Raw genomic sequence first — 16,372 nt, forward strand, 5'->3', positions numbered from 1 at the left:
CATGCCCGAGTTGCGAGCCATATCCGGAAAGCGAAGCCTTCGCGAGCTGTTCGCAACTTTCCGCAAAGACGAAGACGGCGCGAACGCTGTCGAATTCGCGCTGGTTGCGCCGGTGTTCATCGCGTTGCTGGTTGGAATCATCCAGATCTTCCTGGTCTTCTTTGGCCAGCAGCTGCTTCAGCAGGTCGTGCAGCAGTCGGCGCGCCAGGTCATGACCGGCCAGGTACAGGCAGCCGGCATGACGCAGACCCAATTTTCGACCCTGGTCTGCTCGCAGGTCCGTATCATCTTCAACTGCAACAACTTGATGATCAGCGTTCAGTCGGGGAGCAGCTGGTCGGCGTTGAGCGCGGCTGCACCAACATTAACTTTCAATGCCGATGGCAGTGTCGCCAACAACTGGCCCTACAACCCGGGAGGCCCCAGCGACAAGGTCATCCTGGCGGTGATCTACCAATGGCCGGTCTTCATGGGACCGCTCGGCTTTACCCTGGCAAACCTGCCCAACGGCAATCGCCAGATCACGGCATCCGCCGCTTTCCAGAACGAGCCCTATCAATGACCCGCTTGCCCATGCGTCTGAGGGAATTCCGAGCCGACGAAAATGCCGTGGCAGCCATCGAGCTTGCTATCGTGCTGCCGTTCATGCTGCTGCTTTGCATGGGCGGAGTCGAGCTCGGCAACGCGCTCTCGATCAACGTCAAGGTCACGGCTACGGTACATACCATCGCCGATATCCTGTCGCAGAACAAATGTGTGACGACGAGCGACGTCACCGGCATTCTCAACGCCTCGTCGAAAGTTCTATCACCCTATGACGTCACCAAGGCCTTCGTGACCGTCTCGGAGGTGCAGCCGACCGGCGATAACGTCACAGCCAAGGTGATCTGGAGCCAGTCACTCAACGGCACAGCGAGGACCGCCGGGGCGACTGTCATCCTGCCAACATCCCTGACGGGGGTGCCGACGACAGCTGGGCTTATCCTTGGTGAGGCGACGTACTTCTATACGCCTAACCTCGGCTACACGATCAGCGGGACAGTTTCGCTCAGCGACAGCTACTACCTGTATCCACGTCAAACGAGCTTTGTCCCTACCATCACAAGCGGGACGACGCCGCCCGTCCCAGGTACCTCATGTCCAACCTCTTGACGTGCCGCCACTCGCAGAAAAAGCCCGGCTGAACCAGCCGGGCTTTTTCGATTCCAGCACTCTTCGAATGCGTTACTGCGCGGCCGGGGTGAACTTCGACACGACCGTCTCGACCGGCTTGAACGCCTGCTTGGCGAGATCGCTGTAGAGACCGGCGATCTTCTGCGATTCCGCGACGAAGGTCTCGTAGGCGGAACGGGCGAAATCGGTCTGGGCTTCCATCGCCTTGTCCAGCGACTTCACGCCGGAGAGCTTCTCGACGAAGGACTTGGTGTCTTCAAAAGACTTCTTGGTGTAGTCGCCGTAAGCGCTGGCGATCGCCTGGAGGCCGTGCTGCACCGAGGTCGCGGAAGCAACGCACGTCTCGAAATGCTCTTTCCCGTAGTTCTGAAAGTCTTCAACCTTGAACATCTTGGAATCCTTTTCCCTGGCTCGTGTCCGGAAGCCCCGGCTCCCTGACTCTGCCCACAATTAGTGCAACGCACAAAAAAGTCAAGAATCTTGTGCGACGCACAAAAGTCAATCCAAGTTACGGAGATTCCCTGGGTTTCCCGCAAGGGTTCCTTAAGCTTTTGGAAACCGCGGACCCCTACCCTGATTCCCTGGACGTGTTCACCTTCCGCAGACGGTCAAAAGCCGTTTGAGAACATCACCTTAGCCAGAATAGCGGCTCAGGTCCAACGTCCCCCGCGGCGAGCACCAGCGGAGGGACAGCCTGAGCAGGTAATGATCCCGGGTACGCAGGGCACAATTTCGCCTCACGAGCCGGTGATCAAGTCACAAACGGGGACGGGGTTCCATGCTTCGTAACAACTGGTCTTCCTCGCGCTTGGCGCGGGTCGGCATTTTCGGGCTTCTCGCGGTCACCACAGCCGTCATCTTCACGACCGATGCCGCCGACGCGCGGCGCTATCGGCGCCACTACGCGCACCACCGTGTGCATCGCGACGTTTCCGAAAGCTACAGCCCGCAATTCGCGTCGATCATCGTCGACGGCAATTCCGGCACAGTGCTCCAGTCGACCAGCCCCGACGGGGTTCGCCATCCGGCCTCGCTCACCAAGATCATGACGCTCTACTTGCTGTTCGAGCGTCTCGAATCCGGCAAGATGAAGCTCGACACCGAGATGCCGGTGTCGCAGCACGCCGCCGATCAGGATCCGACCAAGCTCAATCTGCGTGCCGGCCAGACCATCCGCGTCGAGGACGCGATCAAGGGTCTCGTCACCCGCTCCGCCAACGACGCTGCCGTTGTGATCGCCGAAGCGATCGGCGGCGACGAGGACGATTTCGCCGCGATGATGACGCGCAAGGCGCGCGCGCTCGGCATGACCAAGACTGTCTACCGCAACGCCAACGGCCTTCCCAACGACGAGCAGGTGACGACCGCGCGCGACCAGGCCACGCTCGGCCGCGCCATCCAGGAGCGCTTCCCGCGCTACTACCGCTATTTCTCGACCACGTCGTTCACCTGGCGCGGCGAGCAGATCCGCAACCACAATCACCTGCTCGGCAGTGTCGAGGGTGTGGACGGCATCAAGACCGGTTACACCCGCGCTTCCGGCTTCAACCTCGTGACCTCGATGCGCCGTGGCAACCGCCATCTGATCGGCGTCGTGCTCGGCGGCCGCAGCGGAGGCTCGCGCGATGCCATCATGCGCAACCTGCTCGCGGAAAATCTCGAGAAGGGCGCGACCAACCACACTGTCGTGGCGGTGACCGAGCGCAACAGCGCCGACACCAGCACCGACGTTGCCGACGCTTCGGATACCCCGGCCCGTCCCGCTGCGCCGGTTCAGGTCGCGGCCGCCCCCGCCCCCGAGGCGGCCGCGTCACGACCCGCCTCGCGCCTGTCGGCCCTTTCAGCTGCGACCGCCGCGATGCCGCCGGCCCAGCCCAAGCCCGAAGCCAAGCCCATGGAGTCCAAGATCGAGCCCGCACCGCTCACCAATGGGGTGATCTCGAGCCAGCCGCTCGCCCTCATTCCGGGCTCGTCCGAGCCGATGAAGCCGGTCCGGGTCAAGACGGTTCAGGTCAAGGCCGGCGCGGTCAAAGTCGCGTCCGCCGCCCCGACCCAGGTCGCGCCGCAGGTCACCAACACGATTTCGCCCCGCACCGACGTCGCCGAGACTTCCGGCGCCGTCGTCGCCAGGGCCGACATCATCAACAAGCCGGAGCCCACCCGGGCCGAGGTCACCCGGACCGAGATGCCGCAGCAGCCGGCAGGCTTCGGCACCGGCAACGGCATCCTCGGCGTGCTGCCGGCGGCCACCGCCGCTGCCCCGGTCGCGAGGCTCGCCTCTGCCGATCCGGCGCCGCAGCCGATCCAGACGAGCGCCGCCACCAAGCCGCTCGCCACCCATAGCGGCTGGATCGTCCAGGTGGGCGCGCTCGAGAGCGAGAGCGAGGCCCAGCAGCGAATTGAAGCCGCGCGCAGCTCGGCCCGCGGCCTGCTCAGCAAGGCCGATCCGTTCACCGAGCCTGTTGTCGCCAGGGACAATCGCAAGCTCTACCGCGCCCGCTTTGCCGGGCTCGAGCGGGACCAGGCCGAAGCGGTGTGCAAGGCGCTGAAGCGCGCCGACATCTCCTGCATGACCGTCCGCAACTGATCTTCCCTACCCCTCCAAGCGAAATGCCCGCGCCCTGCGCGGGCATTCTTGTTTTTGGGAAGCGGTAACGCTGGAGGCTGTTCCGCGACAACCTCTCGTCAAGACTTTACGGTTAAAACTTTGCTCAAGGGATCGACCACGCCGACAATGGCGGGCATCGGGGCGACGGCAAACAGAGCAAGTGGAGCTCACACGGTACGGGCGTTTGTGGCGTGGTGCCGGAGTTAGCCGTTATGCGTACGAAGCAGAGTATCCTTGGCCTCGTTTACACGGGCAGCGAGGTACGTCGACCCCCCCTGGTCGGGATGCAGTTTCTTCATGAGGGACTTGTGCGCCCGGCTGATGTCGTCGCGCCCCGCTCCAGGCTGCAAGCCAAGGATCTGATAGGCTTCCTCCGCCGTCATTTTGCCGCTCGACGCCGTGCGGCGCTGCCCCCCTGCCGCGTTGCCCTGCGCGTTCTGACGCCAAGCGGGAAACCGGCGGTCCAGATAGCTTTCAAGTAGTGCCACGCTCTCGGCGTCGAATGCCGGGACCATCGCCAGCAGGCTGGCAAGGTCGAGCTCGTCGAGCTCACGCCCGGCGTGCGGTCCGGCGACGATCTGGCCCGAGAGCTGACCGGACTCGTGGTCGAGCCGCATGTCCAGGAATTGCGAGCGCACGCGCGAGGTCTGGCCGGACGAGCGCGCCGCGCCGCCGCCGAACAGGCCTCCGATATTGCCGAAGCCCGCATTCGCCAGTGGCGTCCAGCCGAGCAGTCCGGCACCGAATAGCCCAAGCGGAATCGCCACTGCCAATTCGCCGCGCAAGCCCGTGAAGGCAGCGACAGCGAGCGCGACCACGCCGCCCCCGACCTTGATGGTGCGTGCCAGCACCGCCGGATTGGCGGCGCGGAACATCTGGAGCAGCAGATAAATCGTGATAACGGCGACAAGGCCGGCGATCAGGGTCATGGCTGGAATATAGTCGCCCTCTTGTCGAAAAGCATGGCGTCGTTTCGCGCGTCCGCAATTGACAGAAGGGCCTTGGCCACGTTTGTGCAGGGACGCTTGCTGCCGCCTGTCGCCGCACCGCCTCCGCCGCAGGCAGCGCCGGCTTGATCTGCTACTTCATCTGTCCGATCAGCTGCGCCGCACCGCTCGCCGTCTTCGCCAGTTTCAATAGTGCCTCACGGCCGCCAGCGGCATAGGCCGCAGCGGCCCGCAACAATTCGCGCAGCTGCGCCGCCGCGCCCGGATCGAACCGGCACCAGGCGCCGCCGGTCAGGCGCGCGATCTCGCGAAAGGCCTGTTCGGCGAGCGCATCATGGCCTTCCTGAAACAGGAACACCGGCACCTTCAGCATGCCAAGCTCGCCGGCCTTGGCGCAAAGCGCATCGACCTTCTCTTCCATGGCGTCGCCGACGAAGACCACGGCACGCACGCCCGACGCGACCGCCTCGCGCCGCGCGTCGGTCAGCACCCTGCCGATCTGAGTGTCGCCACCGCGGCAATCGATCTTGCTCATCAGCGTCGCAAGCTTGCCGCTGTCCGAAATCCACCCGGTGGCACGGCATTCGTTGAAGCCGCGATAATAGACGAGCCGGATGTCGAGGCTGCCGAGGGAGGCGGCCTCACGAAACATGTCCGCCTGAAGCGCACAGGCCATGTCCCAGGTCGGCTGCCGGCTCATTGTCGCATCCAGCGCGAAGATCAGGCGGCCCTTGGCGCCGGGCGCATGCGGCGACAGTGCACGCGCCTTGGCGACAAAGGCGGCGACGTCCTCCGAAGTCGAGGTCTTTGCCTGCGGCAACGCGCCGTCGCTTTCGGCTCTCGCCGAGACGGCATCGCTATTGCGCGGTTTAATGGGATCGCCGGACATCTGGGGTCGCACTTGGTCTCACACCACCAATGTGGATAGCGCGCCCTGCCCGGTCAATGTGCAAAGCCTCCGCAGGCATAAGCCGGCGGAGGCTTTGAAGCGTGTTTCGAACGATAGTCGGACTGATCAGCTCTTGGCCGGCGACATCAGCGCGACGGGACCCGGCTCGAGCACCTTCGGCGGCGACGACGTGGTATCGACCGGCGCGATTGCGCTGTCAGTGTCGCTCAGGAATTTATCGAGCATACCCTGAATCGAGTTCTTGGCGCCGTCCGGACCGGTGTCACGCATGTCGTTGTGCTGGAAGTCGGTCTTCACGACCTGAATACCGGCCTTCTCGCACTCCTCGTCGGTCGGGATCACGCCCGGATCGGTCTTGAACTGCGGATCCTTGGAGCGGAACGACAGGATCTTGAACTTGCCGGCAGTGACAAAGGGCACGCGGAGATTGTCCAGCGTCACGACCTTCTTGACCTCGTCCGGATACTGCTTGGCGAAATACATCGTGATGTCGCCGCCCATGGAATGGCCGACCATCGTCACCCTGGAATAGTCGGCGTTGGGCTGAACCTTCTTCATCTCCTGCATCGCCAGATGGATATTGGCGACACCACGCAGGATCTGCGGCAGGCGGCCGACATAGATCTCGCCGGGCTTGGTCACCATCGGCGGATCGGTCGGCAAATCATGCTGCGGGCTGACGACGAGGTAGCCGCGCGCGGCGAAGATGTTGGCGAGGAAGCCGTACTCGGTGTTCTTGACGGTGTTGCCGTGATTGATCACGGCGACCGGCATGGTGATCATGCCGGCGTTGGCCTGCATTTCCTTGTCGCGACGGATCGCGATGTCGACAGGCACGGGACGGTTGTCGCGCGAAGCGTCGTAGAAGGTGATGGTCTCGTGCTTGATGGCCCACTTGCTCGCCGTGAAATAGGCGACGCCGCAGAGGGCTCCGACAGAAACCAGAACGGCAATTCCACGCTTCATTTTCGTCCTCAGCCTCAGGTCCTGCGACCTGATCCCTGTTGAAAATCGTGTTATTCGAGGAGCTCTTCGGCCCCTTCGCGCCTATTCCCTAATATATGTCACAGCCGCGTGACAGGAAGGCCAAATATTGTGAACTGGCAGCCCTTTCGTTGTGCGCCGCACACGTTTCTTGGGCATCGCGTTCTTGTACGGCTACGTCAGGGTGTAGGTCACCATCCGACGCAACCCGTCTCGATTGGGTTCAATTTCGCGGTAAACGTGGGATGAAAACGGCCGAACACGACCACGGTTCCCGCGGGAACTGGCTGTTTTGGTCGACTGGAAGTAGCGTTATACCGCCTGGATCAGGCGCCGAGGATGTCGTGAACCTCGAGCGGCTTGTCGACCTGGCTGAACCACTCGGCGCGATTTGCCGCACGGCGGCGGCCACGTTCATCGAGCGGCAGCTTGAGCTGGCGGAGCAGGCTCGTCACCTCTTCCCGCGCGGTGAGATGGCCGAGATTGGGCCGCATCCCGAGCGTGGCCTCGTCGATCTCGTCGAGCGCCGTCAGGCCGCGCGGAAAAAACTCGCGATAGACGACGCGCTCGGCGAAGCCGTCGACGTAGCGGAAGCCGAGCCGCAGCGACAGATCCTTCAGCCCCTCGGCGACGAGTTGCTTGTTGCGGGAGCCGAGCATCGACAGGCGGTTGCGCACCACGACCCAGTCGGTGGTCGAGCCGTCGAGCTGGCGGCGCTTGCGCCTGACGTCGCGCACCATCTCCGCGTAATGGCTCTCACCTGTCACCGCGTAATTGGCGGGGTCGACGGTGCCGAGCACGTCGAAATCGAGAAAGCTGTCGTTGATCGGCGTGACCAGCGTATCGGCCATCGAATGGGCCAGCCGCATCAGATAGCTGTCAGTGCCGGGCGTATCGATGACGATGAAGTCGAAGCTGCTCTCGACCGCCGAGACCGCCTCCATGAACTGGAGGAACTCCGAATTCTCGTTCTCGGCGACCTGCATGGTCTCGCCGAGCTTGATGCAGCGATGCATCGGCAGCTCGAGGTCGAGCTTGGTGCGGCGCGCCCAGGCAGAGCGGTTGTTGATGTAGCGGGTGAAGCTTTGCTGGCGGCAGTCGAGATCGATGGTGGCGACGCGCTGGCCGGCTTTCAGGAGCGCAACCGCGATGTGCAGGGCGGTGGTCGATTTGCCGGAGCCGCCCTTTTCATTGCCGAGCACGACGACGTGCGCCGAGCCGGATTGGCTTTGGCTAGCCTGCACAAGCATGGCGATCCTCAACACCCCTAAACAATATCTTCGAGTTGGCCGCGTCTGCGGTCAAGTGAAATGCGTGACAGGATAACGAAATCACAGTGCGCGGGTCTTCATCGTGAATCGTGTCGCGGTGTCGCGTCTGTGATCCGGCCCACAATGGCGCGACATCCGCGTTGCGGGGATGCTGTGCCGCATGTCGACGCATGGCGTCCACGACCGCCGCTTGTTAAGGTTAGCCGCTAGCGCGGCAGGCCGCTCCCATTCCCCAACGATCCCCGAGTCCTGATGTCACGACACCCCTTGATCACCCGCACGGTGCCCGCCCTGCGACGCGCCGTCGACAATCTTCGCAAGCGAAAAGCCACGGTCGCGCTGGTTCCGACCATGGGGGCGCTCCATGACGGGCATGTGTCGCTTGTGCGCCTGGCCAAGCGACGCGCGAGCCGCGTCGTTGTGTCGATCTTCGTCAATCCAACGCAGTTCGCGCCGACCGAGGATTTCGGCGCTTATCCGCGAACCTGGAAGGCCGATATCGCCAAGCTTGCGGCCGAGGATGTCGACATGGTCTGGCACCCCGGCGTCGAGGCGATGTATCCGGAGGACTTTGCGACGCGCATCGTGCCTGAGGGACCGGCGCTGGCCGGCCTCGAGGACCGCTTTCGCCCACACTTCTTCGGTGGCGTCGCCACCGTCGTCGGCAAGCTGTTCACGCAATGCCGGCCGGATGTCGCGATCTTCGGCGAGAAGGACTTTCAGCAGCTGCGGGTGGTGACGCAGATGGCGCGCGACCTCGACCTTGGCGTGAAGGTGATCGGCTCCCGCACTGTGCGCGAGCGCGATGGGCTCGCGATGTCGTCGCGCAACGTCTACCTCTCGCTCGAGGAGCGGCAGACCGCCACCGTCCTGTACCGCACCATGAAGGACAGCGCCGGGCGGATCCAGGCCGGCGAAGCCATCGCGAGCGCGATGGCGCGCGGCGCGGAGGCGATCAACGCCGCCGGCTTTGCGCTCGACTATTTCGAGCTCCGTCATGGCGAGACGCTGGCACCTGTCACCTCGCGCAGGGACGGGCCGTTGCGGATTCTGGTCGCAGCCAAGCTCGGCACGACGCGACTGATCGACAATATCGCGGTGCGATAGCCGAGGTTGATCTCAAAATTGACCTTGGAACTAGCGACTACAGCAGTCCGAGATCGCGCAGCTCGCGCCGCATCGGCTCCGGCATCGCCGCGATGGTGCCTGCGGCGGACTTGCCGAGATCCGGCGGCACGGAATCATCGGTGAGATAGCGCCAGCCCTGGAACGGGCGCATCGGCCGCGGCGACACCGAGATCACTTTCGGCTGCATCACGATCCGGCAGCGCCCGATGCCGTCCTTGTCGCGGAACGGCTCGATGCCGATGATTTTTTCGCGCGCGGCGATCTCGCCCTTGATGACCCAATAAAGCGATCCGCCCGCGAGAATCTCGGCGTCGCGCTTGGGAACCATGCGGGTGATGTGGATGTGGTGTCGCGGCAGGCCTTTTTTCTTGGCCGTCTGCATCCGCTCGGCGATCCACCCCTTCAATTCCTTGACGGAGTCACAGCCGACGGCAAGCTTGATCAGATGGAGTGGCATGGCCCAGCATTAGCGGGCCAGCCACAGGTTTTCAAAGCCGAACTAGTTGTTATCCGCAGCCGCGGGAGCCGAGCCCGGCGGCGGCGCGAGCGGAACCGGCGGGGCCGCGGGCGCGCGCGCAGCCTTCGGCGCCGGCGGCTTCTTCGCAGCCGGTGCTGCGGCCTGGGCCGAGGTCGCAGCCGGGGCACGTGGTGCCGGCGGCGCAGCGGGTGCCGCCGCCGCATTGGCGGCCGATCCCTGGCGCGTGGCCGCCGTCGGCGGCTCAGGATTCATGATGCTCACCGGCGGCGTCGACGACGCGCTCGGGAACTCCGCATTGGTCGGTTTGCCCGTGGGCATCGATGGCGGCAGCGCGGCGACCGGGCCCGAGGCCCCCGCCGGCGCCGCGGCGGCGTTCCAGGTCGGCGCGTAGCGTGCGACCAGCATGTCGTAGAGATGGGCGTCCATGTGGGCGGCGACCTGCTGCTGATCGGTCAGCGAGCGGAAGGCGGCACAATCGAACTGGGTGCAGCCGTCGCGCACGACCAGCACCTGGGCAACGAGGCCGTAGCGATCGCGCTCCAGCGACTTGCGCAGCACCTTCGTGTCCGGTGTCAGGCTCATTTCGGCGGTCGCGACGTCGCCGAGCGCGGTCAGCCGATCGATCCGGGCCGCCGTATAAGCAACGGCGGCAGCCGCCGCGTCAGGCGCACCGAACAGCGCCTTCTCGCAGCCAACGGCCACGGCATCACCGGCGAGATCGTCGAGGCAGGACAGCGCCGGCAGGTTTATATTCGCCATGGCTAGCGCGCGCGCTTCGCTCGGCGCGGCCTGCCCCGCGGGTCCGTAGACGCGCATGGTTGCGGCCACCGCGATGCCGATCGAGAGCAGCGTGATGACGGTCAGCGCACCGTTGGCGACCGATTTCTCGGCCCGCAGCAGCGTGATCAGCAGGATCAATCCGAAGAAGCCGGCAGCCGCCAGCGTCATCCACATCGGAAAGGCCGGCAAGCGCCAGATTTGGTCGAGCGACGAGGCCCATGCCCAGTTCATGCGCGATGTCCCCTCACGCGAGCAAAGAGCGAATGGTCAAGCGAGCACCGCGAGTCGGCAACTGCCCCCCGGCCCAATTTGTCGAGGCGAAGCGGGGCCTTTTGACGGCGGGCGGAGCAAATTCATCCGCGATGTCAATGGTGGTGCCGTCAGCGCGTTACGAGAGCGCGAGCTGGCTTTCCTTGGCGACCCGTTCGAAGGCTTCGGTCGAGCTCTTGATCCGGTACTGGCAGTCGTCGCCGTCCGTCGGCAGCAGGCGAATGATCTCGTACGAACCACTCGCAGCCGGGCGCGCGACGTTGCTAGCAGTGAACAATACGCGCGTTCCAATCGAGAATTTGTGCTTCAACACCCTCTCCATTCACTCAAACAACGCCTGCCTCGCCCGTGGTCCCACTGCGAGGCGGCTGGAAGCCCAGCCACTGTATAGCACGCATGCGGCGTTTTTGACCAGCCTCGCGAGCATGGCAAACCTACCAATTTTGAAGTCTTTTCAGGGCGATAACGGGAACAGAGCCGGGCTGCAGACCGCTGGAACCAGGCCTCAGGCGGCATGAGGCAGATGACCCTCCGGGCTTGCCTGATCCACGGCCTTGGGCAGCTCCTGGGCCAGGATCTCGCCCAGCTGGTCGACCGGAATATTGTAGCGCGCGGCAAGCTGCCGGACGGTGTCGTTGCCGAGCACGGCGCGCAGCTGGTCGGCGGAGATCGGCAGGTTCTGCCCGTTGCCGAGCCAGGATTTGACCTGGTCGCCAAAACCCGCCTGCTGGAGCTTTGCGACGATCGCGCCCAGGCCGCCCTGGTTGTTGCTGCCGAGCACCTCGTTCATCACGGCCGGCAGAACGGCGGCGCCGAGCTGGCCAAGCGCGCTGCGCAGCGCGGGATTGTTCTCCAGCGAGTCCAGAATTCCCATAGCGGTCGCCTCTCCATTATTCCCTGTGATTGAGCGCTGCGAGCGGCCATGCCGTCAAGCCGCGCCCATTCACATTTCTAGTGAGCATGATCTTGTCGGAGAACCGGTGTCCACTTCTCCGGATCATGCTCGCGATTACACAGTCTCGAATTTTTCGATGACAAGCGTTTCGGCGAGGCCGTCGCGGGTCCATTCCTGGAACGCCGGCATCGCCATCATCGTATCCATGTAGGCCTTGGTCTCCGGTGAGACCTCGATGGCGTAGGTCCGGAAGCGATGCACGACCGGCGCATACATCGCATCCGCCGCGCCGAAGCGGCCGAACAGGAACGGCCCGCCGGCGCCGTAGCGGGTCCGGCACGTGCGCCAGATCTCCTGCACGCGTGCGACGTTGGCGCTGGCGTCCGCCGACAGCGTCACCGGACGCACGGGACGGTGCAGGTTCATGCCGCATTCGTTGCGCAAGGCCATGAAGCCGGAATGCATCTCGGCGCACACTGAACGGGCAAACGCGCGGGCCGCGACGTCATCGGGCCACAGCTTCACTTCCGGATAACGCTCGGCGATGTACTCGATGATGGCAAGCGAATCCCACACCGTGATGTCGCCATCGACCAGCACCGGCACCTTGCCGGCGCGGCTGAAGGACAGGATCTGCTCCTTGTCCTCAGGATTGTCGGTGTAGAGCGGGATTACGGTCTCCACGAACGGGAGGTCGTTGGCGCGCAGCGCAAGCCAGGGACGCATCGACCATGACGAGTAGTTCTTGTTGCCGATCGCGAGCTTGAGCGCTGCCATGTCCTGATCCTTCCGTAAGTCCTCTTATGCGGCTGCTTTTAACGCCATTGCCTGCCGCCAATCAATCGTTGCCGCAACCCAGCATGCGTGGCAATCGTTGCGATCCTCGCGAGGAGAGAGACATGAGCAGGCATTGGGTCGACATCACCGCCGTCGGCTTCTTCATCATCGAATGGCTGGTCTATGCCGCAACCCTCGAGCACTCCGCCTATGGCCGCGACAGCCTGTCGGCGCGGATGAACCGCTACCGCGAGGTCTGGGTCCGCCGCCTGCTCGACCGCGATGCGCGCATGGTCGACATGCAGATCATGGCCTCGCTCCAGAACGGCACCGCCTTCTTCGCCTCCACAAGCCTGTTCGCGCTCGGCGGCGCGCTGGCGCTGCTGCATGCGACCAACGACGCCATCACCATTTTGGGCAAGCTGCCGATCGACCTCAGCACCTCGCCCGCAATGTGGGAGCTGAAATGCGTCGGCCTGGTGCTGATCTGCGTCTACGCCTTCTTCAAGTTCGCCTGGGCCTATCGCCTGTTCAACTATGTCGCGATCCTGTTCGGCGGCATGCCGCCCGCCTCCCAGCGCGGCACGCCGGAGGCCGAGGCCCATGTCAACCGCACCTCGCGCGTGTTCGAATCCGCCGGCCGCCACTTCAATCGCGGCCAGCGCGCCTTCTTCTTCGCGCTCGGCTATCTCGGCTGGTTCGTTAGCCCCTGGGTGCTGTTCGTGACCACGGCGGCCGTGGTGATCGTAACCTGGCGCCGGCAGTTTGCGTCCAGTGCATGGGCGGCGATGGCGCCGGATGTGGTGGTGGACGGTGGGGAGGTACGGAAGCAAGGTCATTGATGCTCTCTCGTCCCGGACGCGCTGCAACGCGTAGCGTTGCTGCACGGAGCCGGGACCCACGCCGCACGGATTGCTCTGAGACATGGGCCCCGGCTCTGCGGCGCACCGTCGAAGAGACGCTGCACTGCGTCCGGGGCACGAGAGCGGAGTCTGTCGCGCGGACCTCTCCCCATCGTCGTTGCGAGCGCAGCGAAGCAATCCAGAATCCCTCCGCGGAAAGACTCTGGATTGCTTCGCTGCGCTCGCAATGACGGAGTATGAGGCAACAGCTTTGCTCTTCCCCCTCGCATTTGAATCGTAGACGCGCCTTCGCGCCCTCGCGGCGCATTTCGCCCGAGCTTTGCCTGGTCACTCCGCCCTCTTGTCCAAGAGGGCGCAGGGAAGGCCGGGTGCTGACCTCGCACCCGCGGTCCGCTGCGCGAAAATGTAGCGCAGGAAAACCGCACAGCAGCATACAGGTGGTGCCAATCACTCGGCCTTCCCTGCGCAGTGGTTTGACGGCTTATGCCGTGCTCTCCCGGGAGCCGAATTCCTTCTGGCCTCCCTCGCCTCGCGGATTAGCGATGCGGTTGACCCGGTTGGGCGCTCCACACCTCCGCAACAGGCTTGACCGTAGCGACGACGGCCAGGACCACACGGTTTTGCCGTACGCATGTTCGCCTGATGCCACAGGGTCTCGCGGCAGTGTGCACACGCGCCGCAAGAATGTTGGCGAGACGAACTGACAGCGCCGCTCATCCACACGCGGTTTCGGGCTCACAGGGACTACCCGCCCTGCCCGCACCTCTCGTGCCGACGCTGCCGCGTCCACCGCAACTCCGGCTCGCAATCAGTGACGACGTACGATCGCCCCTCGAGGATGAGCCGGGATGGGCGATACATACGCCATTTCCGAATTTCGGTAAAGTGGAATATTTTTGCAAAGACGGATTGACAGCCTCTGAGGTGTTTTGCGGTGTTTCGCCCGTCGGTGCGACGCCGAGCCTACGACCCGAAATCCACCGGCGTGAACGACAGGTCCATCACCTTCCATTCCTCGTACTTGTCGACGGGCAGCATCTTGTAGGGCTGGCAAGCCTGCAGCGCGCTCATCGCCGATTCCACGATGGCCACGCCCTTCGCCGACGGCGGCGCCTCGATCAGGATCGGCGGGCGCGCCAGCGTGCCGTCGGTGGCGAGCACCGCACGCAGCTTGATGCGCACGGCATCGGTCGGCGCGACCCCGGCCGGAAGTTTCGAACAGCTCCTCAAGTGCCGGCGAAGCTCGGCAATGACCTCGGGCGACAATCTGGCGCCGATCGAATCCATGGCATCGCCGCCGTCATCCTTGGGCGCGTCTTTCGGCGCGGGCGGCAATTCGGGCGGCAGGCCCAGCATCACGCCGTATTTGACGGTGACGTCAGGCTCCGGCGCCCGATAGGCTGGCGGCGCGGCCTGCCGCTGCGGTGCCGGCGGTGGCGGCTGAGCCGCCTGAGGCTGAGGCGGCGGCTGTTGCGGCGGCACCTGCGATGGCTGCGGCTGCTTCTGCTGCGGTTCGTGCGAGGCCTGCTTCTGCGGCGATGATTGCGGTGACGCCTTCTCCTTGGCCTGCGCAGGCTTCAGCGCGGCGTCCGGCTTGTCGTTGATATCCAGCTTCGGCAGCCTCAGCTCGGGGAGCGGCTCCGGCGGCCTCTCCTTGGCCTCCTCTTTAGCCTTTTCCTCAGCCTTTTCCTCTGCCTTGGCCTCCTCCTGCTTCACCTGCTCCGGCGTGACGATATCGACCGCGACAGTCTCGGGCGGCCCGGAATGAAACGGATGGACCTCGCTGATCACGATGATCAGCACCACCAGCGTCAGATGCGCGATGGCTGATGCCGCAATGTCCGTCCGTATGATCTTCCGCAGTTCCATCGCCCGATCTTGGGTTGCCGGCCTGCTCCTAGCATACCGGAACAGCCCCTCAATCCCATTTCGGCGCGAAGCCAAAATCGGTCAGGCGGCCCTTGGGGCTGGCGAGTGCCGCGACCTCCGCCATCTCGTCATCGGAGAGCTCGAAATCGAAGATCTCGATGTTTTCCGACAGACGCTCGACACGCGAAGTTCTGGGAATCGCGGACACATTCTGTTGCACCAGCCAGCGCAGGCAGATCTGTGCCGGTGTCTTGTGATGGGCGCGGCCGATCCCGGCGAGCGTCTGGTCAGCCTTGATGCGGCCCTTCGCGATCGGGCTGTAGGCAACGAGCGCCATCCCATGCCGGTCGCAGGCCGCCCTCACCTTCGCCTGATCCAGATAGGGATGATATTCGACCTGGTTGCAGACGAGCGGCTCGGGTGACAGCGCGACCGCCTGCTCGATCAGCGCCACCGTGAAATTGGAGACACCGATGTGGCGTGTCAGGCCCATGCGCTTGGCGTGCGCCAACGCGCCCAGCGTCTCCTCCAGCGGCACATGCGAATTGGGCCAGTGCAGCAGCACCAGGTCGACGGCGGGAAGCCGCAACCGCACCAGGCTCTCCTTGACCGACCGCTCGAGATCGTGGGGCGCGAAATGGTTGGTCCAGACTTTCGTGGTGACGAAAACGTCGTCGCGGCGGACGCCGGAGGCGCGCAATCCGTCGCCGACCTCGCGCTCATTGTCATAGACCTGGGCGGTGTCGATGTGGCGGTAACCGAGCCGCAGCGCCTGCTCGACCACGCGCGCGCAGGTCCGGCCGCTCAGCTCCCAGGTCCCCAGCCCGATCGCCGGAATTTTCGCGCCATTGGCCTCGACGAACAGCATGAGGAATCCTCTCTGTTGCGGCAGCCCCAAGTGTCATCACAGGCATCATTATGGGCCCGGTCCGCCAGAGTGCAACTGAGGACGCCGACCTCGGGGCCGGATCTTCAGCGCAATGCTAACGGGGGGTTCGCGTCAGGCGTTCAGGCTTTGGCGAGCGCCTGGAACACCGTGTCGGGCGCATGCGCGATCACGGCCAGCAGTGCGCGAGCGGGTCCGCGCGGGGCGCGCTTGCCCTGCTCCCAGTTGCGGATGGTCTCGACGGGCACGCCGAGCTTGGCGGCGAACTCCATCTGGGTGAGACAGGCGCGCCGGCGCAAATCGCGCACCGCGGGCGAACCCGCCTCCGCCGGCGGAGGCTCAACCGCAGAGACGACCGGCTGGACAGGAAACTCTTGCCCGTCCCGCAACTCAACCACCCGTCCGTCCGCCTTCAGCCGCAACCGCATGCTCATTCCCCCAAGCGTGAGGGATCATGCGGCAGCACGCTTAAGGTGGGATTAAAGGCGCGGCGCCCGGGATGCGAGAGGGGTACGCCGCCCTCTCCCCGTCAT

The 16,372-nt window shown here is 64.4% G+C and carries 18 protein-coding genes; 5 read left to right on the forward strand and 13 right to left on the reverse strand.

Features of this window, described 5'->3' with window-relative positions; genetic code table 11:
- Position 1 precedes the first annotated feature (1 nt).
- Both ABIC09_RS27820 and ABIC09_RS27825 read left to right on the forward strand, forming a co-directional pair.
- On the forward strand, positions 2-562 hold the full coding sequence (locus ABIC09_RS27820; RefSeq protein WP_354111244.1) for a TadE/TadG family type IV pilus assembly protein: 561 nt from the start codon (positions 2-4) through the stop codon (positions 560-562).
- Entirely contained in the window at positions 559-1,152 is a 594-nt protein-coding gene (locus ABIC09_RS27825) for a TadE/TadG family type IV pilus assembly protein (RefSeq protein WP_354111245.1), read from the forward strand. The genes ABIC09_RS27820 and ABIC09_RS27825 overlap by 4 nt, the downstream gene beginning before the upstream one ends.
- A gap of 72 nt (positions 1,153-1,224) precedes the next feature.
- On the opposite strand, the gene ABIC09_RS27830 is transcribed toward ABIC09_RS27825, so the two are convergent.
- Positions 1,225-1,563 carry a phasin family protein gene (locus ABIC09_RS27830; RefSeq protein WP_148754857.1) on the reverse strand — a complete coding sequence of 113 codons (339 nt, stop codon included), beginning with the start codon at positions 1,561-1,563 and terminating at the stop codon, positions 1,225-1,227.
- Between the two features lie 388 nt (positions 1,564-1,951).
- Between ABIC09_RS27830 and ABIC09_RS27835 the strand changes: the two genes are divergently transcribed.
- A complete protein-coding gene (locus ABIC09_RS27835; RefSeq protein ID WP_354111246.1) occupies positions 1,952-3,760 on the forward strand; it encodes a serine hydrolase in 1,809 nt (602 codons plus the stop codon).
- 224 nt (positions 3,761-3,984) lie between these two features.
- Here the strand turns inward: ABIC09_RS27835 and ABIC09_RS27840 are convergent, their stop codons facing one another.
- The 4 genes from ABIC09_RS27840 to ABIC09_RS27855 all read right to left on the reverse strand — a co-directional run bounded on the left by ABIC09_RS27840 (position 3,985) and on the right by ABIC09_RS27855 (position 7,872).
- Positions 3,985-4,710: a DnaJ domain-containing protein gene (locus ABIC09_RS27840; protein ID WP_354111247.1), complete on the reverse strand. Its 726-nt coding sequence runs from the start codon at positions 4,708-4,710 to the stop codon at positions 3,985-3,987.
- Positions 4,711-4,861: 151 nt separating this feature from the next.
- A complete protein-coding gene (locus ABIC09_RS27845; RefSeq protein WP_148754854.1) occupies positions 4,862-5,617 on the reverse strand; it encodes a VWA domain-containing protein in 756 nt (251 codons plus the stop codon).
- Positions 5,618-5,743: 126 nt separating this feature from the next.
- Positions 5,744-6,604, reverse strand: a complete 861-nt coding sequence (locus ABIC09_RS27850; protein ID WP_148754853.1) for an alpha/beta fold hydrolase — start codon at positions 6,602-6,604, stop codon at positions 5,744-5,746.
- A 344-nt stretch (positions 6,605-6,948) separates the two neighbouring features.
- Complete coding sequence (locus ABIC09_RS27855) at positions 6,949-7,872, reverse strand: division plane positioning ATPase MipZ (protein ID WP_354111248.1); 924 nt, start codon at positions 7,870-7,872, stop codon at positions 6,949-6,951.
- A 273-nt stretch (positions 7,873-8,145) separates the two neighbouring features.
- Here ABIC09_RS27855 and panC point away from each other — a divergent pair, with 273 nt between their 5' ends.
- On the forward strand, positions 8,146-9,000 hold the full coding sequence (panC, locus tag ABIC09_RS27860) for a pantoate--beta-alanine ligase (protein WP_354111249.1): 855 nt from the start codon (positions 8,146-8,148) through the stop codon (positions 8,998-9,000).
- A 37-nt stretch (positions 9,001-9,037) separates the two neighbouring features.
- Here panC and ABIC09_RS27865 read toward each other — a convergent pair whose 3' ends face one another.
- The 5 genes from ABIC09_RS27865 to ABIC09_RS27885 form a co-directional block, all read right to left on the reverse strand.
- Positions 9,038-9,478, reverse strand: a complete 441-nt coding sequence (locus ABIC09_RS27865; RefSeq protein ID WP_354032608.1) for a DUF1489 family protein — start codon at positions 9,476-9,478, stop codon at positions 9,038-9,040.
- A 42-nt stretch (positions 9,479-9,520) separates the two neighbouring features.
- Positions 9,521-10,510: a hypothetical protein gene (locus ABIC09_RS27870; RefSeq protein ID WP_354032607.1), complete on the reverse strand. Its 990-nt coding sequence runs from the start codon at positions 10,508-10,510 to the stop codon at positions 9,521-9,523.
- A gap of 157 nt (positions 10,511-10,667) precedes the next feature.
- Positions 10,668-10,871, reverse strand: a complete 204-nt coding sequence (locus tag ABIC09_RS27875) for a hypothetical protein (RefSeq protein ID WP_148754848.1) — start codon at positions 10,869-10,871, stop codon at positions 10,668-10,670.
- Between the two features lie 183 nt (positions 10,872-11,054).
- Positions 11,055-11,423 (reverse strand): YidB family protein, encoded by a 369-nt coding sequence (locus ABIC09_RS27880; RefSeq protein WP_354111250.1) that lies wholly within the window; start codon positions 11,421-11,423, stop codon positions 11,055-11,057.
- Positions 11,424-11,558: 135 nt separating this feature from the next.
- Positions 11,559-12,221, reverse strand: a complete 663-nt coding sequence (locus ABIC09_RS27885) for a glutathione S-transferase family protein (protein ID WP_148754846.1) — start codon at positions 12,219-12,221, stop codon at positions 11,559-11,561.
- A 122-nt stretch (positions 12,222-12,343) separates the two neighbouring features.
- Here ABIC09_RS27885 and ABIC09_RS27890 point away from each other — a divergent pair, with 122 nt between their 5' ends.
- Complete coding sequence (locus tag ABIC09_RS27890; RefSeq protein WP_148754845.1) at positions 12,344-13,063, forward strand: DUF599 domain-containing protein; 720 nt, start codon at positions 12,344-12,346, stop codon at positions 13,061-13,063.
- A gap of 984 nt (positions 13,064-14,047) precedes the next feature.
- Here ABIC09_RS27890 and tolA read toward each other — a convergent pair.
- From tolA to ABIC09_RS27905, 3 genes are all read right to left on the reverse strand, one after another.
- Positions 14,048-14,953 (reverse strand): cell envelope integrity protein TolA, encoded by a 906-nt coding sequence (gene tolA, locus ABIC09_RS27895; RefSeq protein WP_354111251.1) that lies wholly within the window; start codon positions 14,951-14,953, stop codon positions 14,048-14,050.
- Positions 14,954-15,002: 49 nt separating this feature from the next.
- Positions 15,003-15,821, reverse strand: coding sequence for an aldo/keto reductase (locus tag ABIC09_RS27900; RefSeq protein ID WP_354111252.1), 819 nt, complete (start codon positions 15,819-15,821; stop codon positions 15,003-15,005).
- Positions 15,822-15,961: 140 nt separating this feature from the next.
- Positions 15,962-16,273, reverse strand: coding sequence for a helix-turn-helix domain-containing protein (locus tag ABIC09_RS27905; protein ID WP_148754841.1), 312 nt, complete (start codon positions 16,271-16,273; stop codon positions 15,962-15,964).
- Between the last annotated feature and the right edge of the window lie 99 nt (positions 16,274-16,372).

Source organism: Bradyrhizobium sp. S3.12.5 (assembly GCF_040548225.1).
GTDB lineage: Bacteria > Pseudomonadota > Alphaproteobacteria > Rhizobiales > Xanthobacteraceae > Bradyrhizobium > Bradyrhizobium cytisi.

Excerpts from the sequence above, each read along its gene's own strand:
- ABIC09_RS27825 (WP_354111245.1), top strand. The coding sequence starts at position 559 with ATGACCCGCTTGCCCATGCGTCTGAGGGAATTCCGAGCCGACGAAAAT.
- ABIC09_RS27835 (WP_354111246.1), top strand. The coding sequence starts at position 1,952 with ATGCTTCGTAACAACTGGTCTTCCTCGCGCTTGGCGCGGGTCGGCATT.
- ABIC09_RS27850 (WP_148754853.1), bottom strand. The coding sequence starts at position 6,604 with ATGAAGCGTGGAATTGCCGTTCTGGTTTCTGTCGGAGCCCTCTGCGGC.
- panC (WP_354111249.1), top strand. The coding sequence starts at position 8,146 with ATGTCACGACACCCCTTGATCACCCGCACGGTGCCCGCCCTGCGACGC.
- ABIC09_RS27820 (WP_354111244.1), top strand. The coding sequence starts at position 2 with ATGCCCGAGTTGCGAGCCATATCCGGAAAGCGAAGCCTTCGCGAGCTG.
- ABIC09_RS27885 (WP_148754846.1), bottom strand. The coding sequence starts at position 12,221 with ATGGCAGCGCTCAAGCTCGCGATCGGCAACAAGAACTACTCGTCATGG.
- tolA (WP_354111251.1), bottom strand. The coding sequence starts at position 14,953 with ATGGAACTGCGGAAGATCATACGGACGGACATTGCGGCATCAGCCATC.
- ABIC09_RS27840 (WP_354111247.1), bottom strand. The coding sequence starts at position 4,710 with ATGACCCTGATCGCCGGCCTTGTCGCCGTTATCACGATTTATCTGCTG.
- ABIC09_RS27870 (WP_354032607.1), bottom strand. The coding sequence starts at position 10,510 with ATGAACTGGGCATGGGCCTCGTCGCTCGACCAAATCTGGCGCTTGCCG.
- ABIC09_RS27900 (WP_354111252.1), bottom strand. The coding sequence starts at position 15,821 with ATGCTGTTCGTCGAGGCCAATGGCGCGAAAATTCCGGCGATCGGGCTG.
- ABIC09_RS27845 (WP_148754854.1), bottom strand. The coding sequence starts at position 5,617 with ATGTCCGGCGATCCCATTAAACCGCGCAATAGCGATGCCGTCTCGGCG.
- ABIC09_RS27890 (WP_148754845.1), top strand. The coding sequence starts at position 12,344 with ATGAGCAGGCATTGGGTCGACATCACCGCCGTCGGCTTCTTCATCATC.
- ABIC09_RS27905 (WP_148754841.1), bottom strand. The coding sequence starts at position 16,273 with ATGAGCATGCGGTTGCGGCTGAAGGCGGACGGACGGGTGGTTGAGTTG.
- ABIC09_RS27875 (WP_148754848.1), bottom strand. The coding sequence starts at position 10,871 with ATGGAGAGGGTGTTGAAGCACAAATTCTCGATTGGAACGCGCGTATTG.
- ABIC09_RS27865 (WP_354032608.1), bottom strand. The coding sequence starts at position 9,478 with ATGCCACTCCATCTGATCAAGCTTGCCGTCGGCTGTGACTCCGTCAAG.
- ABIC09_RS27855 (WP_354111248.1), bottom strand. The coding sequence starts at position 7,872 with ATGCTTGTGCAGGCTAGCCAAAGCCAATCCGGCTCGGCGCACGTCGTC.
- ABIC09_RS27880 (WP_354111250.1), bottom strand. The coding sequence starts at position 11,423 with ATGGGAATTCTGGACTCGCTGGAGAACAATCCCGCGCTGCGCAGCGCG.
- ABIC09_RS27830 (WP_148754857.1), bottom strand. The coding sequence starts at position 1,563 with ATGTTCAAGGTTGAAGACTTTCAGAACTACGGGAAAGAGCATTTCGAG.